Source organism: Saccharothrix texasensis, from assembly GCF_003752005.1.
Classification (GTDB): Bacteria; Actinomycetota; Actinomycetes; order Mycobacteriales; family Pseudonocardiaceae; genus Actinosynnema; species Actinosynnema texasense.
In genome coordinates this window covers 2,917,461-2,939,462 of the sequence record NZ_RJKM01000001.1, presented here as the reverse complement: position 1 = coordinate 2,939,462, position 22,002 = coordinate 2,917,461, and the positions used below count along the sequence as shown (strand labels likewise).

Annotated in this window: 22 protein-coding genes; 9 read left to right on the top strand and 13 right to left on the bottom strand. The window is 74.0% G+C overall.

Features of this window, described 5'->3' with window-relative positions; genetic code table 11:
* Window positions 1–32: 32 nt before the first annotated feature.
* The 7 genes from EDD40_RS11600 to EDD40_RS11570 all read left to right on the top strand — a co-directional run bounded on the left by EDD40_RS11600 (window position 33) and on the right by EDD40_RS11570 (window position 6,564).
* Complete coding sequence (locus EDD40_RS11600) at window positions 33–1,325, top strand: sensor histidine kinase (RefSeq protein WP_123742904.1); 1,293 nt, start codon at window positions 33–35, stop codon at window positions 1,323–1,325.
* Window positions 1,322–2,008, top strand: coding sequence for a response regulator (locus EDD40_RS11595; RefSeq protein WP_123742903.1), 687 nt, complete (start codon window positions 1,322–1,324; stop codon window positions 2,006–2,008). The genes EDD40_RS11600 and EDD40_RS11595 overlap by 4 nt, the downstream gene beginning before the upstream one ends.
* A gap of 60 nt (window positions 2,009–2,068) precedes the next feature.
* Entirely contained in the window at window positions 2,069–2,962 is an 894-nt protein-coding gene (locus EDD40_RS11590; protein ID WP_123742902.1) for an ABC transporter ATP-binding protein, read from the top strand.
* Window positions 2,962–4,077, top strand: a complete 1,116-nt coding sequence (locus EDD40_RS11585) for an ABC transporter permease (protein WP_123742901.1) — start codon at window positions 2,962–2,964, stop codon at window positions 4,075–4,077. The genes EDD40_RS11590 and EDD40_RS11585 overlap by 1 nt, the downstream gene beginning before the upstream one ends.
* Before the next feature lie 114 nt (window positions 4,078–4,191).
* The gene (locus tag EDD40_RS11580) at window positions 4,192–4,515 is read left to right on the top strand and encodes a hypothetical protein (protein ID WP_123742900.1); all 324 of its coding nucleotides are present in this window, start codon (window positions 4,192–4,194) and stop codon (window positions 4,513–4,515) included.
* A 313-nt stretch (window positions 4,516–4,828) separates the two neighbouring features.
* Window positions 4,829–5,335 carry a SigE family RNA polymerase sigma factor gene (locus tag EDD40_RS11575; protein WP_123742899.1) on the top strand — a complete coding sequence of 169 codons (507 nt, stop codon included), beginning with the start codon at window positions 4,829–4,831 and terminating at the stop codon, window positions 5,333–5,335.
* A complete protein-coding gene (locus tag EDD40_RS11570) occupies window positions 5,332–6,564 on the top strand; it encodes a hypothetical protein (RefSeq protein ID WP_123742898.1) in 1,233 nt (410 codons plus the stop codon). Before EDD40_RS11575 ends, EDD40_RS11570 begins: the two co-directional genes overlap by 4 nt.
* A gap of 61 nt (window positions 6,565–6,625) precedes the next feature.
* Here EDD40_RS11570 and EDD40_RS43450 read toward each other — a convergent pair whose 3' ends face one another.
* A complete protein-coding gene (locus EDD40_RS43450; protein ID WP_170185030.1) occupies window positions 6,626–7,849 on the bottom strand; it encodes a pectate lyase in 1,224 nt (407 codons plus the stop codon).
* A 219-nt stretch (window positions 7,850–8,068) separates the two neighbouring features.
* On the opposite strand from EDD40_RS43450, the gene EDD40_RS11560 reads away from it, so the two are divergent.
* Complete coding sequence (locus EDD40_RS11560) at window positions 8,069–8,914, top strand: SDR family oxidoreductase (protein WP_123742897.1); 846 nt, start codon at window positions 8,069–8,071, stop codon at window positions 8,912–8,914.
* A 6-nt stretch (window positions 8,915–8,920) separates the two neighbouring features.
* On the opposite strand, the gene EDD40_RS11555 is transcribed toward EDD40_RS11560, so the two are convergent.
* The 12 genes from EDD40_RS11555 to EDD40_RS11500 all read right to left on the bottom strand — a co-directional run bounded on the left by EDD40_RS11555 (window position 8,921) and on the right by EDD40_RS11500 (window position 20,991).
* Window positions 8,921–9,472, bottom strand: coding sequence for a GNAT family N-acetyltransferase (locus tag EDD40_RS11555; RefSeq protein WP_123742896.1), 552 nt, complete (start codon window positions 9,470–9,472; stop codon window positions 8,921–8,923).
* On the bottom strand, window positions 9,469–10,941 hold the full coding sequence (locus EDD40_RS11550; protein ID WP_246037610.1) for an ABC transporter ATP-binding protein: 1,473 nt from the start codon (window positions 10,939–10,941) through the stop codon (window positions 9,469–9,471). The genes EDD40_RS11555 and EDD40_RS11550 overlap by 4 nt, the downstream gene beginning before the upstream one ends.
* Complete coding sequence (locus EDD40_RS11545) at window positions 10,938–11,708, bottom strand: ABC transporter permease (RefSeq protein ID WP_246037609.1); 771 nt, start codon at window positions 11,706–11,708, stop codon at window positions 10,938–10,940. Before EDD40_RS11545 ends, EDD40_RS11550 begins: the two co-directional genes overlap by 4 nt.
* On the bottom strand, window positions 11,705–12,649 hold the full coding sequence (locus EDD40_RS11540) for an ABC transporter permease (RefSeq protein WP_123742895.1): 945 nt from the start codon (window positions 12,647–12,649) through the stop codon (window positions 11,705–11,707). Before EDD40_RS11540 ends, EDD40_RS11545 begins: the two co-directional genes overlap by 4 nt.
* The gene (locus tag EDD40_RS11535; protein WP_123742894.1) at window positions 12,646–14,181 is read right to left on the bottom strand and encodes an ABC transporter substrate-binding protein; all 1,536 of its coding nucleotides are present in this window, start codon (window positions 14,179–14,181) and stop codon (window positions 12,646–12,648) included. Before EDD40_RS11535 ends, EDD40_RS11540 begins: the two co-directional genes overlap by 4 nt.
* Window positions 14,182–14,191: 10 nt before the next feature.
* Entirely contained in the window at window positions 14,192–14,986 is a 795-nt protein-coding gene (locus EDD40_RS11530; protein ID WP_123742893.1) for a class I SAM-dependent methyltransferase, read from the bottom strand.
* The gene (locus tag EDD40_RS11525; protein ID WP_123742892.1) at window positions 14,983–16,164 is read right to left on the bottom strand and encodes an MFS transporter; all 1,182 of its coding nucleotides are present in this window, start codon (window positions 16,162–16,164) and stop codon (window positions 14,983–14,985) included. Before EDD40_RS11525 ends, EDD40_RS11530 begins: the two co-directional genes overlap by 4 nt.
* Window positions 16,161–17,162, bottom strand: coding sequence for a dipeptide epimerase (locus EDD40_RS11520; RefSeq protein ID WP_246037608.1), 1,002 nt, complete (start codon window positions 17,160–17,162; stop codon window positions 16,161–16,163). Before EDD40_RS11520 ends, EDD40_RS11525 begins: the two co-directional genes overlap by 4 nt.
* Complete coding sequence (locus tag EDD40_RS11515) at window positions 17,159–18,232, bottom strand: PLP-dependent cysteine synthase family protein (protein WP_425471167.1); 1,074 nt, start codon at window positions 18,230–18,232, stop codon at window positions 17,159–17,161. The genes EDD40_RS11520 and EDD40_RS11515 overlap by 4 nt, the downstream gene beginning before the upstream one ends.
* Entirely contained in the window at window positions 18,229–19,065 is an 837-nt protein-coding gene (locus EDD40_RS11510; protein ID WP_236594804.1) for a Rossmann-like domain-containing protein, read from the bottom strand. The genes EDD40_RS11515 and EDD40_RS11510 overlap by 4 nt, the downstream gene beginning before the upstream one ends.
* Window positions 19,062–20,318 carry an ATP-grasp domain-containing protein gene (locus EDD40_RS11505; protein WP_123742891.1) on the bottom strand — a complete coding sequence of 419 codons (1,257 nt, stop codon included), beginning with the start codon at window positions 20,316–20,318 and terminating at the stop codon, window positions 19,062–19,064. Before EDD40_RS11505 ends, EDD40_RS11510 begins: the two co-directional genes overlap by 4 nt.
* 142 nt (window positions 20,319–20,460) lie before the next feature.
* Window positions 20,461–20,991 (bottom strand): CGNR zinc finger domain-containing protein, encoded by a 531-nt coding sequence (locus EDD40_RS11500; protein WP_123742890.1) that lies wholly within the window; start codon window positions 20,989–20,991, stop codon window positions 20,461–20,463.
* A 48-nt stretch (window positions 20,992–21,039) separates the two neighbouring features.
* Here EDD40_RS11500 and EDD40_RS11495 point away from each other — a divergent pair, with 48 nt between their 5' ends.
* A complete protein-coding gene (locus EDD40_RS11495) occupies window positions 21,040–21,963 on the top strand; it encodes an EamA family transporter (RefSeq protein WP_211348153.1) in 924 nt (307 codons plus the stop codon).
* Window positions 21,964–22,002: the final 39 nt, after the last annotated feature.

The window sequence follows — 22,002 nt, the reverse complement described above, 5'->3', positions numbered from 1 at the left end:
GGGCGGACGCGGGCCGGGTTACGTTCTCGGACATGTCGGACGAATGGTCGCGTGAGGGCGGTGACGAGCCCGTGTGGGCGCGATGGCGGCGTCCCGGGCCCACCGCGGCCCAGCGGCGGCACGACGTGTGGCTCGCGCTCGCGGCGCTGGTGGGCGCCGCGGCGGTGACCTTGCTGGTCAGCAGCATGGGCGCGAGCCCGTGGGACGGCGGGCCGTCGCTGGTCGAGCAGCTCCTCTGGGGCGCGGCCATGACGTTGCCGCTGGTGGCGCGGCGGCGCTTCCCGCTGGTCGTGCTGCTCGTGGTCGGCGCGGTGCTGATCGCGGCGCAGGCCCGGCAGGTGGGCGACAACCTCGTGCCCTCGGTCGCGTTGTTCCTGGCCATGTTCAGCGCGGGCGCCTGGGGGCAGGACCGGACGCGGGCGCGGTGGGCGCGCATCGCGGTGATCGTGGCGATGTTCGCGTGGCTCGGGTTCTCGCTCGTGCAGTTCCTGGTGCACCCGGCGCCGCCGTTCGAGGGCGCGACGGGCCCGCTGGACCCGGTGATCGCGTCGGTGCTCTACGGCATCGGGTTCAACCTGCTGTTCTTCCTGTCCGCCTACTTCTTCGGCGACATGGCGTGGGAGTCGGCCCGCCGGCAGGCCGAGCTGGCGCACCACGCCGAGCAGCTGCGCCGGTCGCAGGAGCAGAACACCCGTGGCGCGATCGTCGCCGAACGCATCCGCATCGCCCGCGACCTGCACGACGTCGTGGCGCACCACGTGTCGGTGATGGGCGTGCAGGCGGGCGCGGCGCGGCGGGTGCTCGACCGCGACCCCGACCTGGCCCGCGAGGCGTTGCGGACCGTCGAAGGCACCGCGCGCACCGCCATCGGCGAGCTGCGCGGCCTGCTGGGCGTGCTGCGCGCCGACCAGGACGAGGCGCCGGCCCAGGCGGGCGAGACGTCGTCGCCGGGGCTGGACCAGCTGCCCGAGCTGGCCGAGCTGGCGCGGTCGGCCGGGCTCGACGTGGAGCACGGCGTGTACGGCGAGCCCCGGCCGGTGCCGGAGGGCGTCGCGCTGTCGGTGTACCGGATCGTGCAGGAGTCGCTGACGAACGTGGTGAAGCACGCGGACGCGCGCAAGGCCGACGTGCGGGTGCGGTTCCTGGACAGCTCGCTGGAGGTCGAGGTGGCCGACGACGGCCGGGGACGGTCGGGCACGGCGCCGGGCCGGGCCGGGTTCGGGCTGGTCGGCATGCGGGAACGGGTCGCGGTGCACGGCGGCGAGCTCGAAGCCGGACCCCGCCGTGACGCCGGGTACCGGGTCCGTGCGAGGTTCCCGGCATGACGACCCCCTTGCGCGTGGTGCTCGCCGACGACCAGGACCTGGTGCGGGCGGGCTTCCGGGTGATCCTCGGCACCGAGGACGACATCGAGGTGGTCGGCGAGGCCAGGGACGGCGTCGAGGCCGTGGCGGTGGTCGGCCGGCTGCGGCCGGACGTCGTGCTGATGGACGTGCAGATGCCCGGCGTCGACGGGCTGGAGGCCACCCGGCGCATCCTCGGCCCGGCCGGCGCGGGCCACCCGATCAAGGTCGTCATCCTCACCACGTTCGACCGCGAGGACTACCTGTTCGAGGCGCTGCGCGCGGGCGCGAGCGGCTTCCTGCTCAAGAACGCCTCGCCGGAGGACCTGGTCGACTCGGTCCGGGTCGTCGCCCGGGGTGACGCCCTGCTCTCGCCCGAGGTCACCCGGCGCGTCATCGCCCGGTTCGCCGGGCCGTCGCCCGCCACGCCCGCGCGCCGGCCCGCGGAGCTGACCGACCGCGAGTTCGAGGTGCTGGTCCACCTCGCGCGCGGCGCGAGCAACGCGGAGATCGCCGGCGCGCTGTACCTGGGCGAGACGACGGTGAAGACGCACGTGTCGCGCATCCTGGCCAAGCTGGGCCTGCGCGACCGCACGCACGCCGTCGTGTTCGCCTACGAGCACGGGATCGTGGAACCGGGCCAAGGGGGTCCTCCGCGAGGATGACCCCCGGAGTCGATCTCGCGCCGGACGTGCCGCGGGCGCGCGCGGCCTAGCGTTGCGACCATGTTGACAGTGACGTCGGTGAGCCGGAGCTTCGGCGACCTCCAGGTCCTCGACGAGGTGTCCTTCGAGGTCCGGCCCGGCCGCATGACCGGGTTCCTGGGCGCGAACGGTTCCGGCAAGACCACCACCATGCGCATCGTCCTGGGCGTCCTCGCCGCGCACGGCGGCACGGTCGCCTGGCACGGCTCGCCGGTGACCGGCGGGGTGCGGCAGCGGTTCGGGTACATGCCCGAGGAACGCGGCCTGTACCCGAAGATGGCCGTCGGCGAGCAGATCGCGTGGCTCGGGCAGCTGCACGGCCTCGACAAGGACACCGCGCGGCGCAACACCGAACACCTGCTCGACCAGCTCGAACTGGGGCACCGGGCCAAGGACAAGCTCGAGGAGCTGTCGCTGGGCAACCAGCAGCGCGCCCAGGTCGCCGCCGCGCTGGTGCACGACCCGGTCATGCTGATCCTGGACGAGCCGTTCTCCGGGCTGGACCCGATCGCGGTCGAGACCGTGCTCGGCGTGCTGCGCGAGCGGGCCGCGAACGGCGTGCCCGTGCTGTTCTCCAGCCACCAATTGTCGGTGGTGGAACGGCTGTGCGACGACGTGGTGATCATCTCCGGCGGTCGGATCGCGGTCAGCGGCGCGCGCGACGAGCTGCGCGCCCGCTACGGCGCCACCCGGTTCGAGCTGGTGGTGGCGTCCGACGCCGGGTGGGTGCGCGACGTGCCGGGCGTGCGGGTGGTCGACGTGGACGGCCCGCGCGTGGTGTTCGAACCGGACGGTGGCGCCGGAGTGGACCAGGTGGACCAAGTGGTGCTGGAAGCCGCCCTGCGCCGGGGTGCCGTGCGCAGCTTCACCCCCGTCGTGCCGACGCTCGGCGAGATCTTCATGGAGGCGATCTGATGACCGGCGTGACGGAGCGGGAGCGGGACGGCGGGTCGCGCGGGTTCGCCGCGGCCACCAGGCTGGTCGCCGAGCGGGAGATGAAGACCTTCCTGCGCGCCAAGGCCTTCTGGATCGGGCTCGGCGTGATCGTGGTGGGGCTGTTCGCGATGTCGATCCTGCCGACGGTGCTCGGCGGTGGCGAGACCAAGGTGGCCACGGTCGGCGCGCCGGCCGCCGAGGCGTTGACCGGCACCGGGGTGGAGGTCCGCGCGGTCGACGACCTGGCCGCCGCCGAGGCGTTGGTGCGGTCGGAGGAGGTGGAGGCGGCGGTCGTGCCGGACACCACGGGCGAGTCGGCCACGGGCATCCGCGTGGTCGCGCTCGCCGACCCGCCGACCGACGTCGTGGCCGCGCTGCGCACCGCGCCGCCGGTCGACCTGCTCGACCCGGCCGAGGTCGGCCAAGGGCAGCGGCAGCTCGTGATCATGGTGTTCGCCCTGGTGTTCCTCATGTTCGGGATGAGCGGGACGGCGATCGCGCAGAGCACGGTCACCGAGAAGCAGACGCGGATCGTGGAGATCCTGGTGTCGACGGTGCCGGTGCGCGCGCTGCTGGCGGGCAAGATCGTGGGGCACTCGCTGCTGACGATCGGCCAGGTCCTGGTGATCGCGGTGGCCGCGCCGGTGGCGATGCGGCTGGGCGGGCACTCGGAGCTGCTGGCGCTGGTCGCGCCCGCGCTGGGCTGGTTCGTGCCGTTCCTGGTGCTGGGCTTCGTGCTGCTGGCCGCGATGTGGGCGGTGGCCGGGTCGCTGGTCAGCAGGCAGGAGGACCTGGGGTCGAGCATGGGCCTGGTGATGCTCCTGGTGATGGGGCCGTACTTCGGCGTGATGTTCTTCTCCGACAACGTGGCCGTGCTCACCGTGCTGTCGTTCCTGCCGTTCTCGTCGGCGATCGCGATGCCGGTGCGGCTGTTCGCCGGTGACGCGGCGCTGTGGGAGCCGCTGCTGGCGATGGGGCTGCTCGCCGGGACGGTCGTGCTGACCGTGATGCTGGCCAGTCGCGTGTACTCGGGGTCGCTGCTGCACACCGGCGGCAAGCTCGCGCTGGCCAAGGCGTGGGCCAGGGAGGCGTAGCCGCCCGGTCGCACCGGATGTCCCGCTCGCCCGCCGCGAGCGGGACATCCGCGCGTCGGGACCGCGCCGTCGCCCTCGGGCCGTGAACGTGACGCCGGCGCGGCGGCGGTCGTCGTGCTGGTGGCCGGCGGGCTCATCGCGCAGACCGTGTCGTTCGGCCCTCCCGCCCCGGCGACCGCCGAAGCCGTGCGGACGCTCGACCGCGCGGCGACCCGGGCCCTCGGCGCGGTGGACGAGCCCGTCGGACCCGGCCGGTACCGCTACGTCGCCACGCGCGTCTGGTGGATGGCCACCACCTCGACGGAGGACAGGAGCTTCGCCCTGCTCACGGAGAACCTGCTGGAGACGTGGGTGCCCGCGAACCCGCGCGACGAGTGGATGCCGCGCCGGGACGTGACCGGCAACCGGCAGTGGGTCGTCGGCACGGAGGAGGAGTAGGAGAGGGCGGCCGGTGTGGCCGACCAGCGAGGCCTGCCGACCGACCCGGCCGCGTTGTTCGACCGGTTGCGGGCCGACGTCCCGGACAAGGACCGGGGCGACGCCGCGCTGCTGACCTACGCCGCCGACGCGTTGCGCGGCGGGCTGGTCGGCGAGGACGTGCGGGCCGCGCTCTACCAGGCGCTGACCACGATCAGGGGCCTGGAGGTGACCGGGCAGCGGGCCGGGCCCGGCGGCGTGGTCACGCAAAGTTACGGGCAACGGGGTGAGCGCGGTCGCCGTATAGGAGGTGACCGAGTGGAGGAGGTGTCACGTGCACGATCGGGACCGCGAGTTCCGGGCGTACTTCGAGGCACGGGCGGCCGTCGTGCGGCGGACCGCCTACCTGTTGTGCGGCGACTGGCACCGGGCCGAGGACCTGGCGCAGACGGCGCTGGCCAAGGTCTACGTGCACTGGGGGCGGTTGGACCGGGACGGACGGGTCGACGCGTACGTGCGCAAGGTCCTGGTGCGGGCCGTGATCGACGACTCGCGGTGGCGGGGACGGCGGCCGGAGACGGTGGTCGAGGCGGTGCCGGAGGTGGCCGAGGCGTCCACCGGGGTCGAGGAGGCCATGGACGTGCGGCGGGCGCTGGCCGCGCTGCCGCCGAGACAGCGCGCCGCGGTCGTGCTGCGCTACTGGGAGGACCTGCCGGTCGCGGAGACGGCGGCGGCGCTGGGCTGTAGCGAGGGAACGGTGAAGAGCCAGGTGGCCAAGGGGTTGAACGCCCTGCGCCGGGCGCTGGCCACCAAGCGGACCGTGCTGTGGGAGGGCTCGTGAGCGACGAGGTGCGGGACATGATCAGGTCGGCGTTGGCGGACGAGCCCGCGTTGGGCCTGGCGTTCGAGCAGGTCGTCGAGGACGGGCGCAAGCGGCGGGCCAGGCGGCGGCTCGGCGTGCTGACCGTCGCGGCGGTGGGCGTCGTCGCGGTGGCCGCGGTCGCGGTGAGCGGCACGTTCGCGCAGACCTCGGCCCCCGCCGCCGGGGTGCTGTCCACCTCCCCGACGAGCGCGACGTCCTCCGTCGCGGCGCTCGGCTGCGTCGCGGAGGCGATGACCGGGGGTTTCCCCGACCGGCCGCGCGGCACGGCGACACCGGAGGAGCTGGCCGAGTCGGGTCGGCTCACCGAGGCGGTCGAGCGGCTCCCGCTGCCGCTGCCGGCGGGAGTCGAGGCGACGCCCCTGCGGTTGTGCGCCCTCGACGCGAGCTGGGGCGGCGACTTCCGCCTCACCGGCGACCGGTCGGTCTTCGTCTACGTCCGGCCGCTGGGCGGCCAGTCGCCGAGCGGGTGCGTCCTGCACACGCCGGAGACGCGGTGCTCGGTCAAGGCGCTGCCGGACGGCTCGACGGCGCGGGTCACCGTCGAGCCGGGGCCGGAGGCGACGCTGGCCAGTGCCGACGTGTGGCGCGCCGACGGCACGTACGCGCACGTCATGGAGACCGGCGGCCGGGGCTCGGTGACCAGGGTGCTCGACGACGAGCAGTTGACCGCCATCGCCGCCGCGCCGCAGCTGAAGGTGCTCGCGGTGGGCCGCGTGGTGCCCGCCGACCCGTCCGACCGCCGTGCGGCCGAGCTGGGCGCGGTGCTGGTCGGCGCCTTCCCGCCCGGTCTGGGGATCGAGCGGATACCCGCCGAGGAGGCGCTGGTGTTCCGGGCCCGGCAGGGCGGCTACCGCACCTTCGCGAACCTGACCGACGCGGCGGGCGCCGGCTGGGTGATGGTGAGCCTGGAGAAGCCCGACGGCGGCGAGGTGACGTGCGGTGGTCGTGCCACGTGCCGCCTGGTCGCCCTGTCGGACGGCCGGGAGGCGGCGCTGGACACCGCGGTGGAGGGCGGCGTGACGAGGCTGTCGCTGCACGCGAAGGCGGCGGACGGCACGCGGATCAGCGTCCAGACCTCGAACGTCGCGGACACCGGCGACGGGTCGGCCACGCCGACCCGCCCGACGCCGCCGCTGACCGAGGTCGACCTGGCCCGGATCGCGGAGCTGCCGGGCCTGCACTGGTGACCGGTGGCGCGGGCGCGGCGTTCGAGGGGTCGCCGCGTCCGCGCCACCGATTCCGCCGGCGCTACCGCTGGGTGATGTCGGACGGCGAGTAGAAGCAGTTCACGCCGTCCGCGCCGGAGCCGATCTTGGTCGGCTCGCTGCCCTTCGGGACGCCCTTGTACTTGTCGCAGATGGACGTCGTGCCGTAGACGGTGATGCGGGAGAAGCGGGCGGTGTCGCCCCAGTTGGTGTTGATGCCCGCCAGGACCTTGGTGCTGCGGGCGGTGACGCCGTCCATGACCACGTGGCGCTGGTAGGACGTGGAGCAGTTGCCGCAGGCGCGGTAGAGCTTGCCGCTGCTGTGCACCTGGAAGTTCCGGATGGTCACGGTGCCGGCGCCGTTGTGCTGGAACACCTTGTCCGCGCCCGACTTCGCGCCGCCGCCGTCCACCAGGTAGGTCGCGGAGGCGTTGGGGCTCTTGAAGGTGGCCGCGTCCTCGCCCACGTCGTTCCACCAGACGTTGCGGATGGTGCAGGAGCCCTCGCAGTGGATGCCGTCGCCCGCCGGGGCGTCGATGATCACGTTCTGGATGGTGCCGCCGTTGGCCACCACGAACATCGGGTCCTGGCCCTCGCCCTGACCGCCGTCGCCGATGCCGTAGTACCGCTTCATGCCGCCGTCGAAGAACGTGCCGGCGTCGCGGGTCGTGGTCTGGTGCACGCTGCCGGTGTCACTCGGCCAGGAACCGCTGCCGTCGCCGCCACCGGGGTTGGACGTCGTGGTGGTGGTCGTGGTCCGGCTGGTGGTCGTCGTCGTGCGCGACGTGGTGGTGGAGGTCGAGGTGGAGGTGGACGTGCCGGTCGGCGACCCGGTGCACGTCACCCCGTTGAGCTTGAACGAGGTCGGCGCGGGGTTCGAGCCGGACCACGTGCCGTTGAAGCCGGGCGTCGTGCTCGCGCCCGTGGCGAGGGAGCCGTTGTAGCTCGCGTTGCGGACGGTCACCGTGCTGCCGGACTGGCTGAACTCGCCGCCCCACAGCTGGTCGACGCGCTGGCCGGCGGTGAAGGCCCACTCCAGGTTCCAGCTCGACAGGGCGTCACCCAGGTTGGTGATCGTGACGTTCGCGCCGAACCCGCCGCCCCACTGGTTCGTGACGGTGTAGTCGACGCGGCACCCGACGGCCGCGTAGGCGCTTTGCCCGCCCGCCACCACCATCGCCGCGGCCACCGCGGTCACCGAGGTCGCGGCGGTGATCGCCGCGACCGTGCCGGTCAGCTTTCTCTTGCGCGTGCCGGTCAGCGTCATCTTGCGTCGCCTCCTTGCGGGCAGGACATTTCTGGGAGCGCTCCCAGGAAGCGTAGACCGGAGCGGTCGCGGTTGTGCAGAACATTCATGGACGTGAATGGGAACCGGTATTTCGACGAATTCGCGAATGGTCGTCGAATGGCGATCGCATTCACACGGCGCGCCGCCGGCCCGGCCCGGTGGGAGACTTCACGGAGCCTGTCGAGAGGAACCCCGAGCATGTCCCCGATCGCCGTCACCGGAGCCACCGGCAACCTCGGGGGGCGGGTCGCCCGCCGCCTCGCGGACGCGGGCCGGTCCCAGTCGCTGCTCGTCCGCGACCCGGCCCGCGCGCCCCGGTTGGCCGGCGCGACCGTCGCCGAGGCCGAGTTCGCCGATCACGACGCCGTGCGCCGGGCGCTCGACGGCATCCCGACGGTGCTGATGGTCTCGGCCGCCGAATCGACCGACCGGGTGAACCGGCACCGGGCCTTCGTCGACGCCGCCGCGGCGGCCGGGGTCGCCCACCTGGTCTACATCTCGTTCGCGGGCGCCGCGCCGGACGCCACCTTCACGCTCGCCCGCGACCACTGGGCCACCGAGCGGCACATCGAGGCCAGCGGCCTGGGGTTCACCTTCCTGCGCGACAACCTCTACGCCGACTTCCTGCCCGCCATGGTCGGGGACGACGACGTGCTGCGCGGACCCGCCGGGAACGGTCGCGTGGCCGCCGTGGCGCAGGACGACATCGCCGACGCCGCCACCGCCGTGCTCACCGACCCCGGCCCCCACGCCGGTCGCACCTACGAGCTCACCGGCCCGGCCGCGCTCACGCTGGGCGAAGTCGCCGACGTGCTGTCCGCGGCCACCGGCCGGACGATCACCTACCACCCCGAGACCGTCGAAGAGGCCTACCGCTCGCGCGCCGGGTACGGCGCGCCGGACTGGCAGCTCGACGCCTGGGTCTCCACCTACACCGCCATCGCCAACGGCGAACTGTCCGAGGTCACCGACGCCGTGCCCACCCTCACCGGCCACCCCGCCACGTCGTTGGCGGACCTGCTGCGCCGACGACGTGACGGGTGAGCGGGATCAGCGCGCCAGCGGGATCTCGAAGTGGACGGTCTGGAAGCTGATCGGGTCGCCGTCACGAGCGTCGTGCACCTCCTCGGCCACGGAACGCCAGAACGGCTCGGCCCCCGCGATCCTGGTGTCGGTGTGCAGGTAGAGCTGCTCGTAGCCGGGCGTGGCCGCGACGAACGCGGTGGCCATCCCGACCAGCGCCCGCGCCAGCCCGGACCGGCGGTGGTCGGGCCGCACGTACACGCGGAACAACTGCGCCGTGCTGCCGTCGGCGTACCGCGCGGCCAGCCACGCGGGGTGCGGCGGGCTGGCCGGCGCCGTGGCGCGCACACCGGTCGTGCCCACCACCTCGTCGCCCTTGACCGCGACGAACAACGCGTGCCGCGCCGGCCGCAGGTACGCGCCGTCGAGGTCGACCACGTCGCGGTGCCACTCGGGCCGGTAGCCGTAGCCGAACTCCTGGTAGAACGTGTCCAGCATGACGCTGCGCGCGCCGTCCACATCGGACGGCGTTGCCAGGCGGACCTCGTAAGGCCCTACTTCGCGGTGGTACACGGTCATGTCTTCCTCTCCTCTGTTCCTTCCATCGAGCGGCCCAGCAGGCCGATGGTCACCGGATGGGTGGGGGAGCCCAGGACGTCGCCCGCCGGGCCGTGCTCGACGACGTGCCCCCGGTGCAGCACGGCGACGCGGTCGGCCAGCCGCGCGACGACGGCCAGGTCGTGGCTGATCAGCACCACGGTGCAGGTCAGCGCGGCGAGCTGGTCGAGCAGGCTCGCCTGGGTCAGGGTGTCGAGGCCGGAGGTGATCTCGTCGCACACCAGCACGTCCGGCCGGGCCAGCAGCGCCCGCACCAGGGCCGCGCGTTGCAGCTCGCCACCGGACAGCGCGGCCGGTCGCCGGGTCACGGTCGCCTCGTCCAGCCCCACGGCCGCCAGCTCCGCCAACGCCGCCGAACGCGCGTCGGCCACCCCGCCGAGCCGCACGGCGGTCCGGCCGACCTGGTCGAGCACGGTGCGGTGGGCGTCGAACGACGCGCGGGCGTCCTGGAACACGTACTGCACCGCCGCCAGCTGCGCCCGTGAACGGCGGCGCAACGACCGGGGCAGCGGGCGCCCGTCGAGCAGCACGTCACCGGTGAACCCGGCGTGCAGCCCGGCGACGCACCGGGCCAGCGTGGTCTTGCCGCTCCCGGACCGCCCCACGACGGCCAGGCACTCGCCGGCGCCCACCCGGACGTCCACGTCGTGCAGCACGGTCGTGGCGCGGTGGCGGGCCGTGACCGCGCGCGTCTCCAGCCGGGCCGGCGCGGCGGGCCGCTCGGCGGGGACCGCGACCCGGGGCTGCGCCGCGACCAGCGCGGCGGTGTAGGCCGACCGCGGCCGGTCGAGCACGTCGGCCACCGGACCCGCCTCCACCACCTGGCCCGCCCGCAGCACCACGACCTCGTCCGCCAACGCCCGCACCACGTCCAGGTCGTGGGTGAGCAGCACCAACGCCACGCCCTGCGCCACGACCGACGACAGCTCGTCCACCACCTCGGCCCGGGTGATCGGGTCCTGCCCGGTGGTCGGCTCGTCCGCGACCAGCACCGCCGGGTCGCCGACCAGCGCCTGCGCCAGCACCACCCGCTGCTGCTGGCCGCCGGACAGCTCGTGCGGGTAGCGGCGCAGCAGCTCCACCGGCACCCGGGCCCGGCGCAGCGCGTCGGCGATCACCGCGTCGCGGTCGCCGGGGTGCAGCGCGGCGATCTCCCGGAACACGCCACCGAGCCGCCGCACCGGGTTCAGCGCCGCCGAGGGCTGCTGCGGCACGAACCCGACCCGCCCGGTCACCGTGATCCGCCCGGTCACCGACACCCCGGGCGCGTGCTCGCCGAGCAGCGCCAACCCGGTGGTGGTCTTGCCGCTGCCGGACGCGCCGACCAGCGCCACCACCTGCCCGGCGGACAGCGCGAAGCTGACGCCGTCGACCAGCGTCCGCGACCCGGCCACCGCGCGCAGGCCCTCCACGTGCACCACCGTCGTCACGTCCGCGCCTCCGCCCGCAACGCCCGGTCGAACACCAGGTTCAACCCCACCGACAACGCCACGATCAGCAACGCGGGCACGACCACCGCCCACGGCTGGATGAACAGCCCCACCCGGTTGCGGTCGACCATGACGGCCCAGTCGGCGGCGTCCGGCGCGACGCCGACACCGAGGAAACTGGCTGAGGCGACCAGGTACAGCGCGCCGGTCAGCCGCACGCCGAGGTCGGCCGCCAGGGTCCGCAGCATCGACCGTCCCGTGTAGACGATGGACGTCCGCCACCACGTCTCGCCCTGCAACCGCATCGCCTCCAGCGCGGGCCGCCCGGCGATCTCCAGCGCGGCGGCCCGCGAGATCCGCGCCACGTCCGGGAAGTTGACCAGCGCCACCACGCCGACGAGCACCGGCAGCCCCGGCCCGGCGATCGCCGCGACCAGGATCAGCACCAGCAGCGACGGCACCGCGAGCAGCAGGTCGAGGGGCCGCATCAGCACCTCGTCCACGATCCGCAGGCGGGTCATCGCGGCGAGCACGCCCCACGGCACGCCCAGCAGGTAGGACGACACCGACGCCAGCAACGCCACCAGCACCACCGTCTGCCCGCCCGCGAGCACCTGGTGCCACACGTCCCGGCCGACGAAGTCCGTGCCCAACGAGGCGTTCTCCGCGAACGGCGCGCCGCGCGTCGGCTCGTCCGGCACGAACCACGGCCCCACCAGCGCCAACGCCAGCGGCACCACCACGAGCAGCCGGCCGACGCCCCTCACGCGATCGCCACCGATCGCGGCGCGAGCCGGAACACGAGCAGGTCCGCGACCAGGTTCACCACCACCGTGGTCACCGCGAACACCACCGCCAGGCCCTGCACCACCGGCAGGTCGCGGCCCGCGACGGCGTCGACCAGGATCGTGCCCAGGCCGGGGATGACGAACACCGCCTCGACCACGATCACGCCGCCGAGCAGCCAGTCGGTGGTCCGCGCCACCTGCTGCACGGCCGGGGCCAGCGCGGTCGGCAACGCGTGCGCGAACCGGACCCGCGCCACCCCGATGCCCAGCCGCCGCGCGTGCCGGACGTGGTCGGAGGCCAGCGCGTCGATCATCCCGGCCCGGACGAGCCGGCTGATCGAGCACAGCGGCCGCGCGACCAGCACCACCAGCGGCAGCACCAGCACGGCGGGCTGCCCGAGCAGGTCGGCGCCGACCGCCGTGGGCGGCAGCCACCGCAGCTGCACCCCGAACACCGCGATCAGCACCACGGCCAGCGCGAACTCGGGGATCGAGTGCAGGCCCACGGTCACCGTCGTGACCGCCTTGTCCAGCGGGCCGCCCTCGCGCAACGCCGCCAGCACGCCCAGCAGCACCGCCAGGGGGACCAGCAGCACCAGGGCGAGCACGGCCAGCACGAGCGTCGGCCCCAGCCCGTCGCGCAGGAACTCGACCACCGGCCGCCCGGAGATCAGCGACTCGCCGAAGTCGCCCCGCGCCAACCCCCACAGCCAGTCGCCGAACCGCTGCACCGCGGGCCGGTCCAGGCCCATCGCGGCGCGGATCTGCTCGATCCGCGCCGGGTCCGGGTTGTCGCCGGCCAACGCCACCGCCGCGTCGCCCGGCAACGCCTGCACCAGCAGGAACACCGCGGTGACGACGGCGAGCACCTGGACCAGGCCGATGGCCAGCCGCCGGGCCGCGTACCGGCGCAAGCTCATCCCAGCCACACCTGGTCGAACCGCGCCCAGTCGAGCGTGTTCGCGGGCGCGGTGGAGATGCCGCCGACGTTCGGGGCGGCGCCGACGATCCAGTCCGCGAAGCCCCACATCAGGTAGCCGCCCTCGGCGTGCAGGGAGCGCTGCATCTCCCGGTACACCTCACCGCGCCCCTTGGCGTCCGCAGTGGACACCGCCTGGTCGTACAGGGCGTCGAACCCGGGACGGGTCCACTTGGTCATGTTGGTGCCCGAACCGCTGAGCAGGCGTTGCGCGATGTGGGTCTCGATGGGCATCGCGCCGGACCGGAAGCTCGACAGCGAGCCGTTCTTGAGCGTGTCGGACCAGTAGCTGTCCTTGTTGCCGGTGACCACCTCGACGGTCAGCCCCGAGCCCTTGACCTGGTCGGCGAACACCGTGGCGGCCTCGACCATGCCGGCCGCGGCGGTGGAGGTGTCCAGCTTGACCGTCAGGCCCTCGGCGCCCGCGCGGCGGATCAGGAACTTCGCCTTGTCCAGGTCGCGCGTGCGCTGCGGGATGTCGTCGGCGTAGTGCTGGTAGCCCTTGCCGAACAGGTCGTTGCCGACCTGCCCGCTGCCCGCGAGCACCGACTCGACCAGCTGCGGCCGGTCGGCGAGCAGGAACATCGCCTCGCGCAGGTCCCGGTTGTCGAACGGCGGCCGGTCCAGCTTCATCGCGAACGCCTGCACGGCGCTGTTGGGCGCGCGGTGGATCGCCATCCGGTCGCCGGCCGCGTGGCTGCGCGCGGTGGTCGGGGTGAGGTCGTGGGCGTACTCGACCTGGCCGCCGAGCAGCGCGTTCGCCCGCGCCGACTCCTCGTTGGCGATCACGAACTCCAGCTCGTCCAGGTGCGGCGCGCCCTCCCAGTACCCGTCGTGCCTCTTGAGCAGCACCGACTTGCCCGGCTCGAACGACACGAAGCGGAACGGCCCGGAGCCGACGGGCGTGGTGAAGTCCTCCGTGCCGGCGGGCACGATGTACGCGCCGAACGCCGCCAGCACGTTCGGGAACTCCACGAACGGCCGCTTCAGCGCGAACTCCACCGTCCGCTCGTCCACCGCGCGGCTGTTCGGCAGGTCGATCAGCGCGAGGCTGGACTTGGCCCGGAACGCGCGGGCCGGGTCGAGGATGCGGGCGTAGCTGGCCAGCACGTCCTCCGCGCGCACCGGCTGCCCGTTGTGGAACGTGGCCGGCCGCAGCGTGATCCGCCAGCGGGTCAGCGTGGCGTCCGGCTCCCACTTCTCGGCGAGTCTGGGCTGGGCGGAGACGTCCGGGCCGAGGTCGGCGAGCTTGTCGAACAGCGCCTTGGACCGGGCGGCCTCGACGAACAGGTTCGCCAGGTGCGGGTCGAGCACCTCCTTGGCGCCGCCGCCGGCGAACGCGGCGCGCAGCCGGCCACCGGCGCGCGGGGCGGACGCGGAGGAGGTCGGCTCGGCGGCGCCGCACCCGGTGAGGGCGGCGATCGAGAGGCCGGCGGTGAGGCCGAGGAAACCGCGGCGGTTGAGGGGGTGCATGTCGTTCCTTTCAGTGGCGCAGGCGCGCGACGAGGTGCAGGCGGTCGCCGGAGAGGGCGGCGCCCGGTTCGGCGTCGGCCGTCCACGGCCGGTCGGGTGCCCAGGGAGGTTCGGTACGCGGTCCCGGCGAGTCGAACAGGGCGAGCGCGTCGAAGCCGGCGTGGTCGAGGAAGTGCCGCAGCTCCTGCGGGAACAGCAGCCGCCACGCCGAGCGCTGCACCAGCGGCTGCGCGCCGGGCCACCACCACTCGCGGCGGCGGCGCAGCAGTTGGGCGGCGTGGTCGATCCAGAGCCGGGTGTGCGAGGTGTAGGAGACGCCTTCCCAGACGACCGTGCGGGTGCGGACGTCGTCGAGCAGCTCGGTGCTGCCGAGGAAGAACGCGCCGTTGCGCATCTCCGCCACCAGCAGGCCGCCCGGTTCCAGGTGCTCGCGGCAGCGGCGCAGGAACTCGTCCAGGTCGGCGTTCGTGTGGCAGTACAGCAGGGCGCTGTCCAGGCACGTGATCACGTCGAAGCGCCGGCCGAGGTCGAACGTCCGCATGTCGCCGAGCGCGAACTCGACCGCCGGGTGGTGCGCGCGGGCGTGCTGGACCATGCGCTCGGAGCTGTCCAGGCCGACCACGTCGTAGCCGAGGCCCGCCAGGTGGCCGGCGTCGCGGCCGGTGCCGCAGCCGACGTCCAGCAGGGCCCGGCCCCCGCCGAACCGCGTCACGACGTCGTGCGTGAACCGGGCGGCGACGTGGTCGGGGTCGGGGAACTGCTGCTCGTACAGGCCGGGGTTGTCGGTCAGCAGGTTCTCGCTCATGTGGCCACCTCTCGGTTCGCGGTCAGCACGCCATGCCGGTGCAGCCGGGCCACGGCCGCCGCGCAGCCGAGCCCGACCGCCACGCACAGCAGCGACGCGGCCGGGGCCGACCGGCCGAACACCCAGCCGATCACCGCGTTCCCCAGCGCCGCGGCGAGACCGGAGGTCAGGTAGAACACGCCGAAGTAGGTGCCCGCCAACCCGGTGCGGCCGAACGCGGGGATCAGCTCGTAGACGAACGGCTGGGAGATCATCACGCCGAGCGACAGCAGCAGCGTCGCGACGAGCACCGGCGTGATGCCGCCGAGCGACCCCAGGTGGCTCACCGCCGTCGCGACGAAACCCAGCCCCATCACCGCGATGCCGAGCGCGATGGCCCGCCCGCGCGCGAACCGGTCCAGCGCCCGGGTGATGCGCACCTGGAACAGCAGGGTGGCGACGGTCGACACCAGGAACACTGCGGCGACGGCGAACGACGACCCGCTCAGCCGTCGCGCCTCCAGCGGCAGCACCAGGTAGAGCTGGTTCTGCAACACGAACACGCCCGTCAACGCGCCGGTGAACGCCAGGAACCGCCGGTCGGTCAGGCACTCGCGCCAGTCGTCCAGCACCGTGCCCCGGTGCGGCGCCGCGGGTCGGTCGGGCAGCACCACGGCCTGCGCGACGGTGAGCGCGGCGAAGATGCCGGCCGCGACCAGCGCCGCGAGCCGGAAGTCCCACAGCAGCAGCAGGCCGCCCAGCAGCGGCCCGGCCAGCGCCCCCGCCTGCCCGTAGGCGTTGAACAGCGCGAACGCGCCGGCCCGGTCCTCGGACTCCTCGGCGATGTAGGCGCGCACGGCCGGGTTGAACAACGCGCCCGCCAGCCCGCTGAGGACGGACGCGGCCAGCAGCACCGCCACCGACTCGCCCGCCGCGAACAGCCCGAACCCGACGGCCCGGACCGCGCAGCCCGCGATGATGACCCGGCGCGGCCCGAGCCGGTCGGACGCCGTGCCGCCGACCAGGAACAGCCCCTGCTGGCTCAACGTCCGCACGCCGAGGACCACGCCGATGGTCGCCACGGACAGGCCCAGGTCGCCCAGGTGCGCAGCCAGGTAGGGGATGAGCAGGTAGAAGCCGGTGTTCACGCCGAACTGGTTGACCAGCAGCAGGCGCACCGACAGCGGGAAGCGCCTCATCGGGCCACCACGCCGAGCCCCGGCGCGCCGGTCAGCCGCAGCGTGCCGTCCTCGCCGCCGATGCCCGTCCACGGGTCGTCGGCCAGCAGCAGGTGGCCGTCCAGGTCGACCCACCGCGCGTGACCGGTGAGGTGCACGGCGGGCGCGATGCCCAACGAGCTGGCCACCAGGCAGCCCAGCATCACGTCCAGGCCGCATGCCCGCGCGACGTCGACGATCTCGCGCGCCGCGGTGAGGCCGCCGCACTTGGCCAGCTTGACGTTCACCCCGTCGACCAGGTCCGCCAGCGCCCGCACGTCGGCGACCGTGGCGGCGTCCTCGTCCGCGATCAACGGCACCGGGCACCGCTCGCGCAGCCACGCCAGCTCGTCCCACCGACCCGGCGGGATCGGCTGCTCCAAGGCGTCGACACCGGTGAGCCGGTCGACCACGCGCACGGCCTGCTCGGCGGTCCAGCCGCCGTTCGGGTCGAGGACGAGCCGGGCGTCGGGCGCGGCGGCCCGGACCGCTTCGACCCGGGCCACGTCGTCCTCCGCGCCGACCTTGACCTTGAGCACGCGGAACCCGCGCGCGGCCAACGCGCCGGCTTCGGTGGCCGCGTCGCGCACCGAGCCGATGCCGATCGTGCGCGCCGTCGGCACGTCCGTCCACTGTGGAATTCCCAGGACGGCGTGCACCGGGACGCCGGCGCGCAGCGCTTCGAGGTCGTGCAGCGCGGCGTCCACCGCGGCGAGCACGCCGGGCGGCAGCTCGGGCAGACGTGCCCGCAGCTCGCCCGGATCCGCGCAGGAGGCGACCACGGGCGCGAGGTCCCGCAGCAGCCCGGTGATCCGGTCCACGTCCAGCTCGTAGTACCGGCTGGTCACGACCTCGCCGTGGCCGCGGACCCCCTCCCACTCCAGGATCACGCGCACGGCGTCACGACGCGCCATCACCGACCTGGAGATGCGCAACGGCGAGCGCAGCTCCAGCCCGTACACCGTCCAGTCGAGCTTCACGCGGGCACCCCGACGGCCTTGGGCGCGTAGACGGCCCGGCACCTGGCCCAGCTGGTGACCTCGATCTCGGCGGTGTCCGCGATCTCGACGGGCCGGTCCGCCGGGGTGGCCAGCAACCCGCGGGAGCGGCAGAAGTCGTCGTCGAAGATGGTGCCCAGGTAGCGGTGCGGGCCGTCCGGGAAGATCGTCACCACGGTCGCGCCCGGCTCGACGCGCGCCGCCCACGCCGACACCAGCGCGACCGCGCCGGTGCTCCAGCCGCCGGTGACGAAGCAGTCCCGCGCCAGCCGGCGGCACGCGTCGACCACCTCGACCGGTCCCAGCCAGTGCACTTCGTCGAACTCCTCGTGAGCGACGTTGCGGGGGTGGATGCTGCTGCCCAGCCCGCGCATGACCCGCGACCGGGCGGGTTGGCCGAAGATGGTCGAGCCGACCGCGTCCACGCCGATCAGCCGCACGTCCGGCCAGTGCCGGCGCAGGGCCGTGACGACGCCCGCGCTGTGCCCGCCCGTGCCGACGCTGCACACCAGCACGTCCGCGTGGTCGAGCTGGGCCGCGAGCTCCCGGGCCAGGCCCGCGTACCCGGCGGGGTTGTCCGGGTTGTTGTACTGGTCGGGCCAGTACGCGCCGGGCAGCCCGCGCAGCACGGCGTGCAGCCGGTCCAGCCTGGCCTGCTGCCAGCCGCCGGTCGGGTGCGGCCGGTCCACCACCTCCAGCCGCGCGCCGTGCGCCCTCAGCAGCGCGCGCATCGACGGCTCCAGCTCGTGGTCCACCACCAGCACGACCGGGTGCCCCAACGCCTGGCCGGCGAACACCAACCCGAGGCCGAGCGTGCCGCTGGTCGACTCCACGACGACCGCGCCGGGGCGCAGCTCGCCCCGATCCCGGGCGGCTAACAGCATCGCGACCGCCGACCGCGCCTTCATGCCGCCCGCGCTCAGGCACTCCAGCTTCGCCCAGAACCCGCCGTGCCGGTGGGGCAGGGGAGTGTCGATGCGGGCCACCGGGGTGTTGCCGAGCAGGTCGAACAGGTGGGGGTTGCGCATGCCCGACCGGGGGAGCGCGGTCACCGGGCACGCCCCGGCGCCCGGTAGTGGTGCACCGTGGTCGGGCCGCCGTGCAGCCAGAAGAACGGGAACGGCTCGGCCGACACCGCCGTGACGCCCGAGCCGAGGAACCACGGCACGATCGCGCTCGCGGTCTGGGCAAACACCACCAGGGGCCGGTCGGCCGCGACGGACGCGCGCAGCAGGGGTTCGAAGCTGCCGTTGCCGACCGTCATGCCGGAGGCCAGCACCAGGTCGCAGTCGTCGACGGCGGCGAGCGCGTCGGTCACGATCGGCTCGTCCCATTCGGTGCGACCGCCCTTGAGGTCGCACGGCACGTAGCGCAGACCTCGGGCGCGCAGGTGGTGGAGCAGCGAGTTGACCACGCCGACGACCAGGACCCGTTGCCCCGGCCGGGCGTCGAGCAGGTCGACCACCGCCGATGCGCGGGCCATCGACTTGGCCAGCGAGTCGCCGGCGCCGATCACGACGTGGCGGGCGGCGGAGAGGTGGTGCGGGTGCGCGTGCATGAGGTACGCATCCAGGACGGCCGTGCGGATCGCCGTGTCGGGGTGGGCGAGCAGGTCGGCCACGGTCTCCCCGACGCAGTCGGTCACGCCGGCGTCGTCCGCGCCCTCCGGTTCGACCGCGCACGAGCCGACCGCGTCGCCGACGCGCACGCTGACCACCGTGTTGCGGTACGCCTGACCCCGCGAGACGTGCCGCGCGCCCTGCCTGGTGGTGAACGCGACGCTGACCCGGGACTCGGCCGGGTCGGGCCCCAACGCCCCCGCCCGCGCCAGGGCGACCAGCTCGGTGACGCCCGACAGCGGACGCCGGTCTGCCTGCGCGGTCACGCGGTGGGCTCCGCGTAGCGGACGTCCAGCGTGCCCACGACGCGTTCGGCGCGGGCGCGGGCGTTCAGGTCGGGGGAGGTGACCATGACGTGTCCGAGGTAGCTGTTGTTGCTGGTCGGCTCGCCGGCGCGGTGACCGGCGGGTTTCGCGGACCAGTCGACCACCTCGGGGTTCGAGGCCAGGGCGGCCACGCCGTCGATGCCCGCCACCACCCCCGCCCGCGGCGGCAGCAGGAACGAGATCGCGGCGCTGCGCACGCCGGTCTCCCGGGCCCGCAGGTCGGGTTGGCGGCCGACGGCGAGCTCGGCGAACACCGACGGCAGGTCGACGCCGGTCACCCGGCGGACCAGCTCGGTGATCCGGTTGCCCGCCGGGCGCGGGTTGACCTCGATCAGCCGGGGGCCGTCGGCGGTCAGCTTGACCTCGGTGTGCGCGACCGCGTGGTCGAGGCCGAGCGCGTCGATCGCGTTCACCGCGGTGTCCACGGCCGCGTCCCGGTCGGCGTCGTCGAGCGCGGCCGGGAACATGTGGCCGCTCTCCACGAACCACGGCCGCCCGGCCAGGCTCTTGTCGGTCACCCCGATCACGTACGTGGTGCCGGCCGCGGTCACCGTCTCCACGCTCACCTCGGGGCCGACGAGCAGCTCCTCCAGCAGCACGGTCGGCACCCGCTCCTGGCCGCGGGCGTTGACGGGGAACGCCTCCAGCGCCAGGTAGGCCTCGCGGAGGGCGGTCTCGTCGCGCACCTCGCGCACGTGCATCCCCGCGCACAGGTCGACCGGCTTGACCACCAGCGGGTAGCCCAGCTCGGCGGCGGCCTTCGCGGTCGCGGGCCAGTCCCGGGTCAGCGCGAACCGCGGTCCGGGCACGCCCGCCGCCGAGGTGGTCGCGCGGGTGAGGTCCTTGCGGTAGGCGCGTTCGACGGCCCGGGGGTCCGCTCCGGGCAGGCCGAGGTGCGCGGCGACGGCGGCGACCGTGGAGAGGTAGTAGTCGCAGGAGGAGATCACGCCGTCGAACGCCAGCACGCCGTGCATCCGCTCCACGTAGGACAGCAGCGACGGCACGTCGTTGGTCTCGGCGGTGAGCACGTTGTCCGCCGCCAGCAAGGGGTGCGGGTGCGCGGGGGCGGACCGCAGGTAGTGCTGCAGGTCGCGGGTGAGGAAGGTGAACCGGTGGCCGGACTCGTGGATCGCCCGTGGCAGCAACGAACTCATCGCGCCGACCCAGCTCTCGATCATCAACAAGTGCGCCACGCGTGCTCCTCCGAAGGGGCCGTCGATCCAGGACTGGGAGAATGGTAATCATTATCAGTCCGGTGGCGAGGCCGCCAATCGAGTGATGTGGCTCACTGGTGGTTCGGCCGGTCCTCCTCCGCGGTCGAAGTGCGAGCGGGCTTCAGTTCCTGCGCGCCCGGTAGGCCGCGACGGCGACCCGGTTGCCGCACGCGGTGCTGCAGTAGCGCCGCGAGCGGTTGCGCGACAGGTCGAGCACGAGCCCGTCGCACGTGTCGTCGGCGCAGACGGACAGCCGGCTCAGCTCGTCGGTCCGGATCACGTCGACCATCGCCAGGGCCGTCTCGACGGCGATCCGGTCGGCCAGCGGCGTGGCGGGGTCGGTGGCGTGCAGGTGGTAGTCGAAGCCGTCGTGCCGCACGAGCCGCGGCACGACGTGGTGCCGCGCCAGGATGTCGTTCACGATCCCCGCGGCCGTGTCGCGGTCGCTGGTCAGGAGGCGGCGCAACGGGGCGCGCAGCGCGCGGACCGCTTCCAGCTCGGTCGCGTCGTGGGCACGGGAGCCGGTGTAGCCGTGCTCGGCGTAGAACGCGTCGAGCTGGCCCCGGTCGGTCAGCGTGTCCGGCTCCTCGGCCGAGTTCACCAAGGCGACCGCGGCCACGAGCGACGCGGTCGTGTCATGGGTGAAAAGCATGTTGACACATTACTCCCGGGGTCCATAGCGTCATCAGCCATGACGACGATGACGCATGACAGGCCGGTGACCGGCCTGCGGGCCGGGCTGGGGTTCGCGCTGCTGTCCGCGTCGTCCTTCGGGTTGTCCGGACCGCTGGGTCGCGGGCTGATGGACGCGGGCTGGTCGTCGGCCGCCGCGGTCGCGGTGCGCGTGCTGCTGGCCGCCCTGGTGCTGACGCCGATCGCGGTCGTGCAGCTGCGCGGCCGGTGGGTCCTGCTGCGCCGCACCGCGCCGCTGATCACGGTGTACGGGCTGGTCGCGGTGGCCGGTTGCCAGTTGGCGTTCTTCAACGCCGTCGCGCACATGGAGGTCGGGGTCGCGCTGCTGGTCGAGTACACCGCGCCGGTGGCCGTGGTCGGCTGGCTGTGGCTGCGGCACGGTCAGCGGCCCACCCGGCTGACGGTGCTCGGCGGCGCCCTGGGCCTGCTCGGGCTGCTGCTGGTGCTCGACGTCGTGTCCGGCGCGCGGGTCAGCGTCGTGGGCGTGCTGTGGGCGTTGGGCGCGATGGTGGGCGCGGCGGCGTACTTCGTGCTCAACGCGCGTGACGCCGAAGGGCTGCCCGGGACCGTGCTGGCCGCCGGCGGGTTGCTGCTGGGCGGTGTCGTGCTCGTGCTGGCGGGCGCGGTCGGGATCGTCCCGTTCACGGTGTCGGCCGCACCGGTCGCGTTCGACGGGTTCGCCGTGTCGTGGTGGCTGCCGGTGCTCGTGCTCGGCGTGGTGACGGCGGCCCTCGCGTACGTCGCCGGCATCGCGGCGACCAGGCGGCTCGGCTCGCGCCTGTCGTCGTTCGTGGCGCTGACCGAGGTCGTGATGGCGTTGATCTTCGCCTGGCTGCTGCTCGGCGAGGCGCCGGGCCTGGTCCAACTGGCCGGCGGCGCGTCGATCCTCGCCGGGGTGGTGGCCGTGAAGCTGGGCGAGCCGCGGTCCTGAGCCAGTCGTCGAGCGCCTGGTAGACCGCGGCCCAGAAGT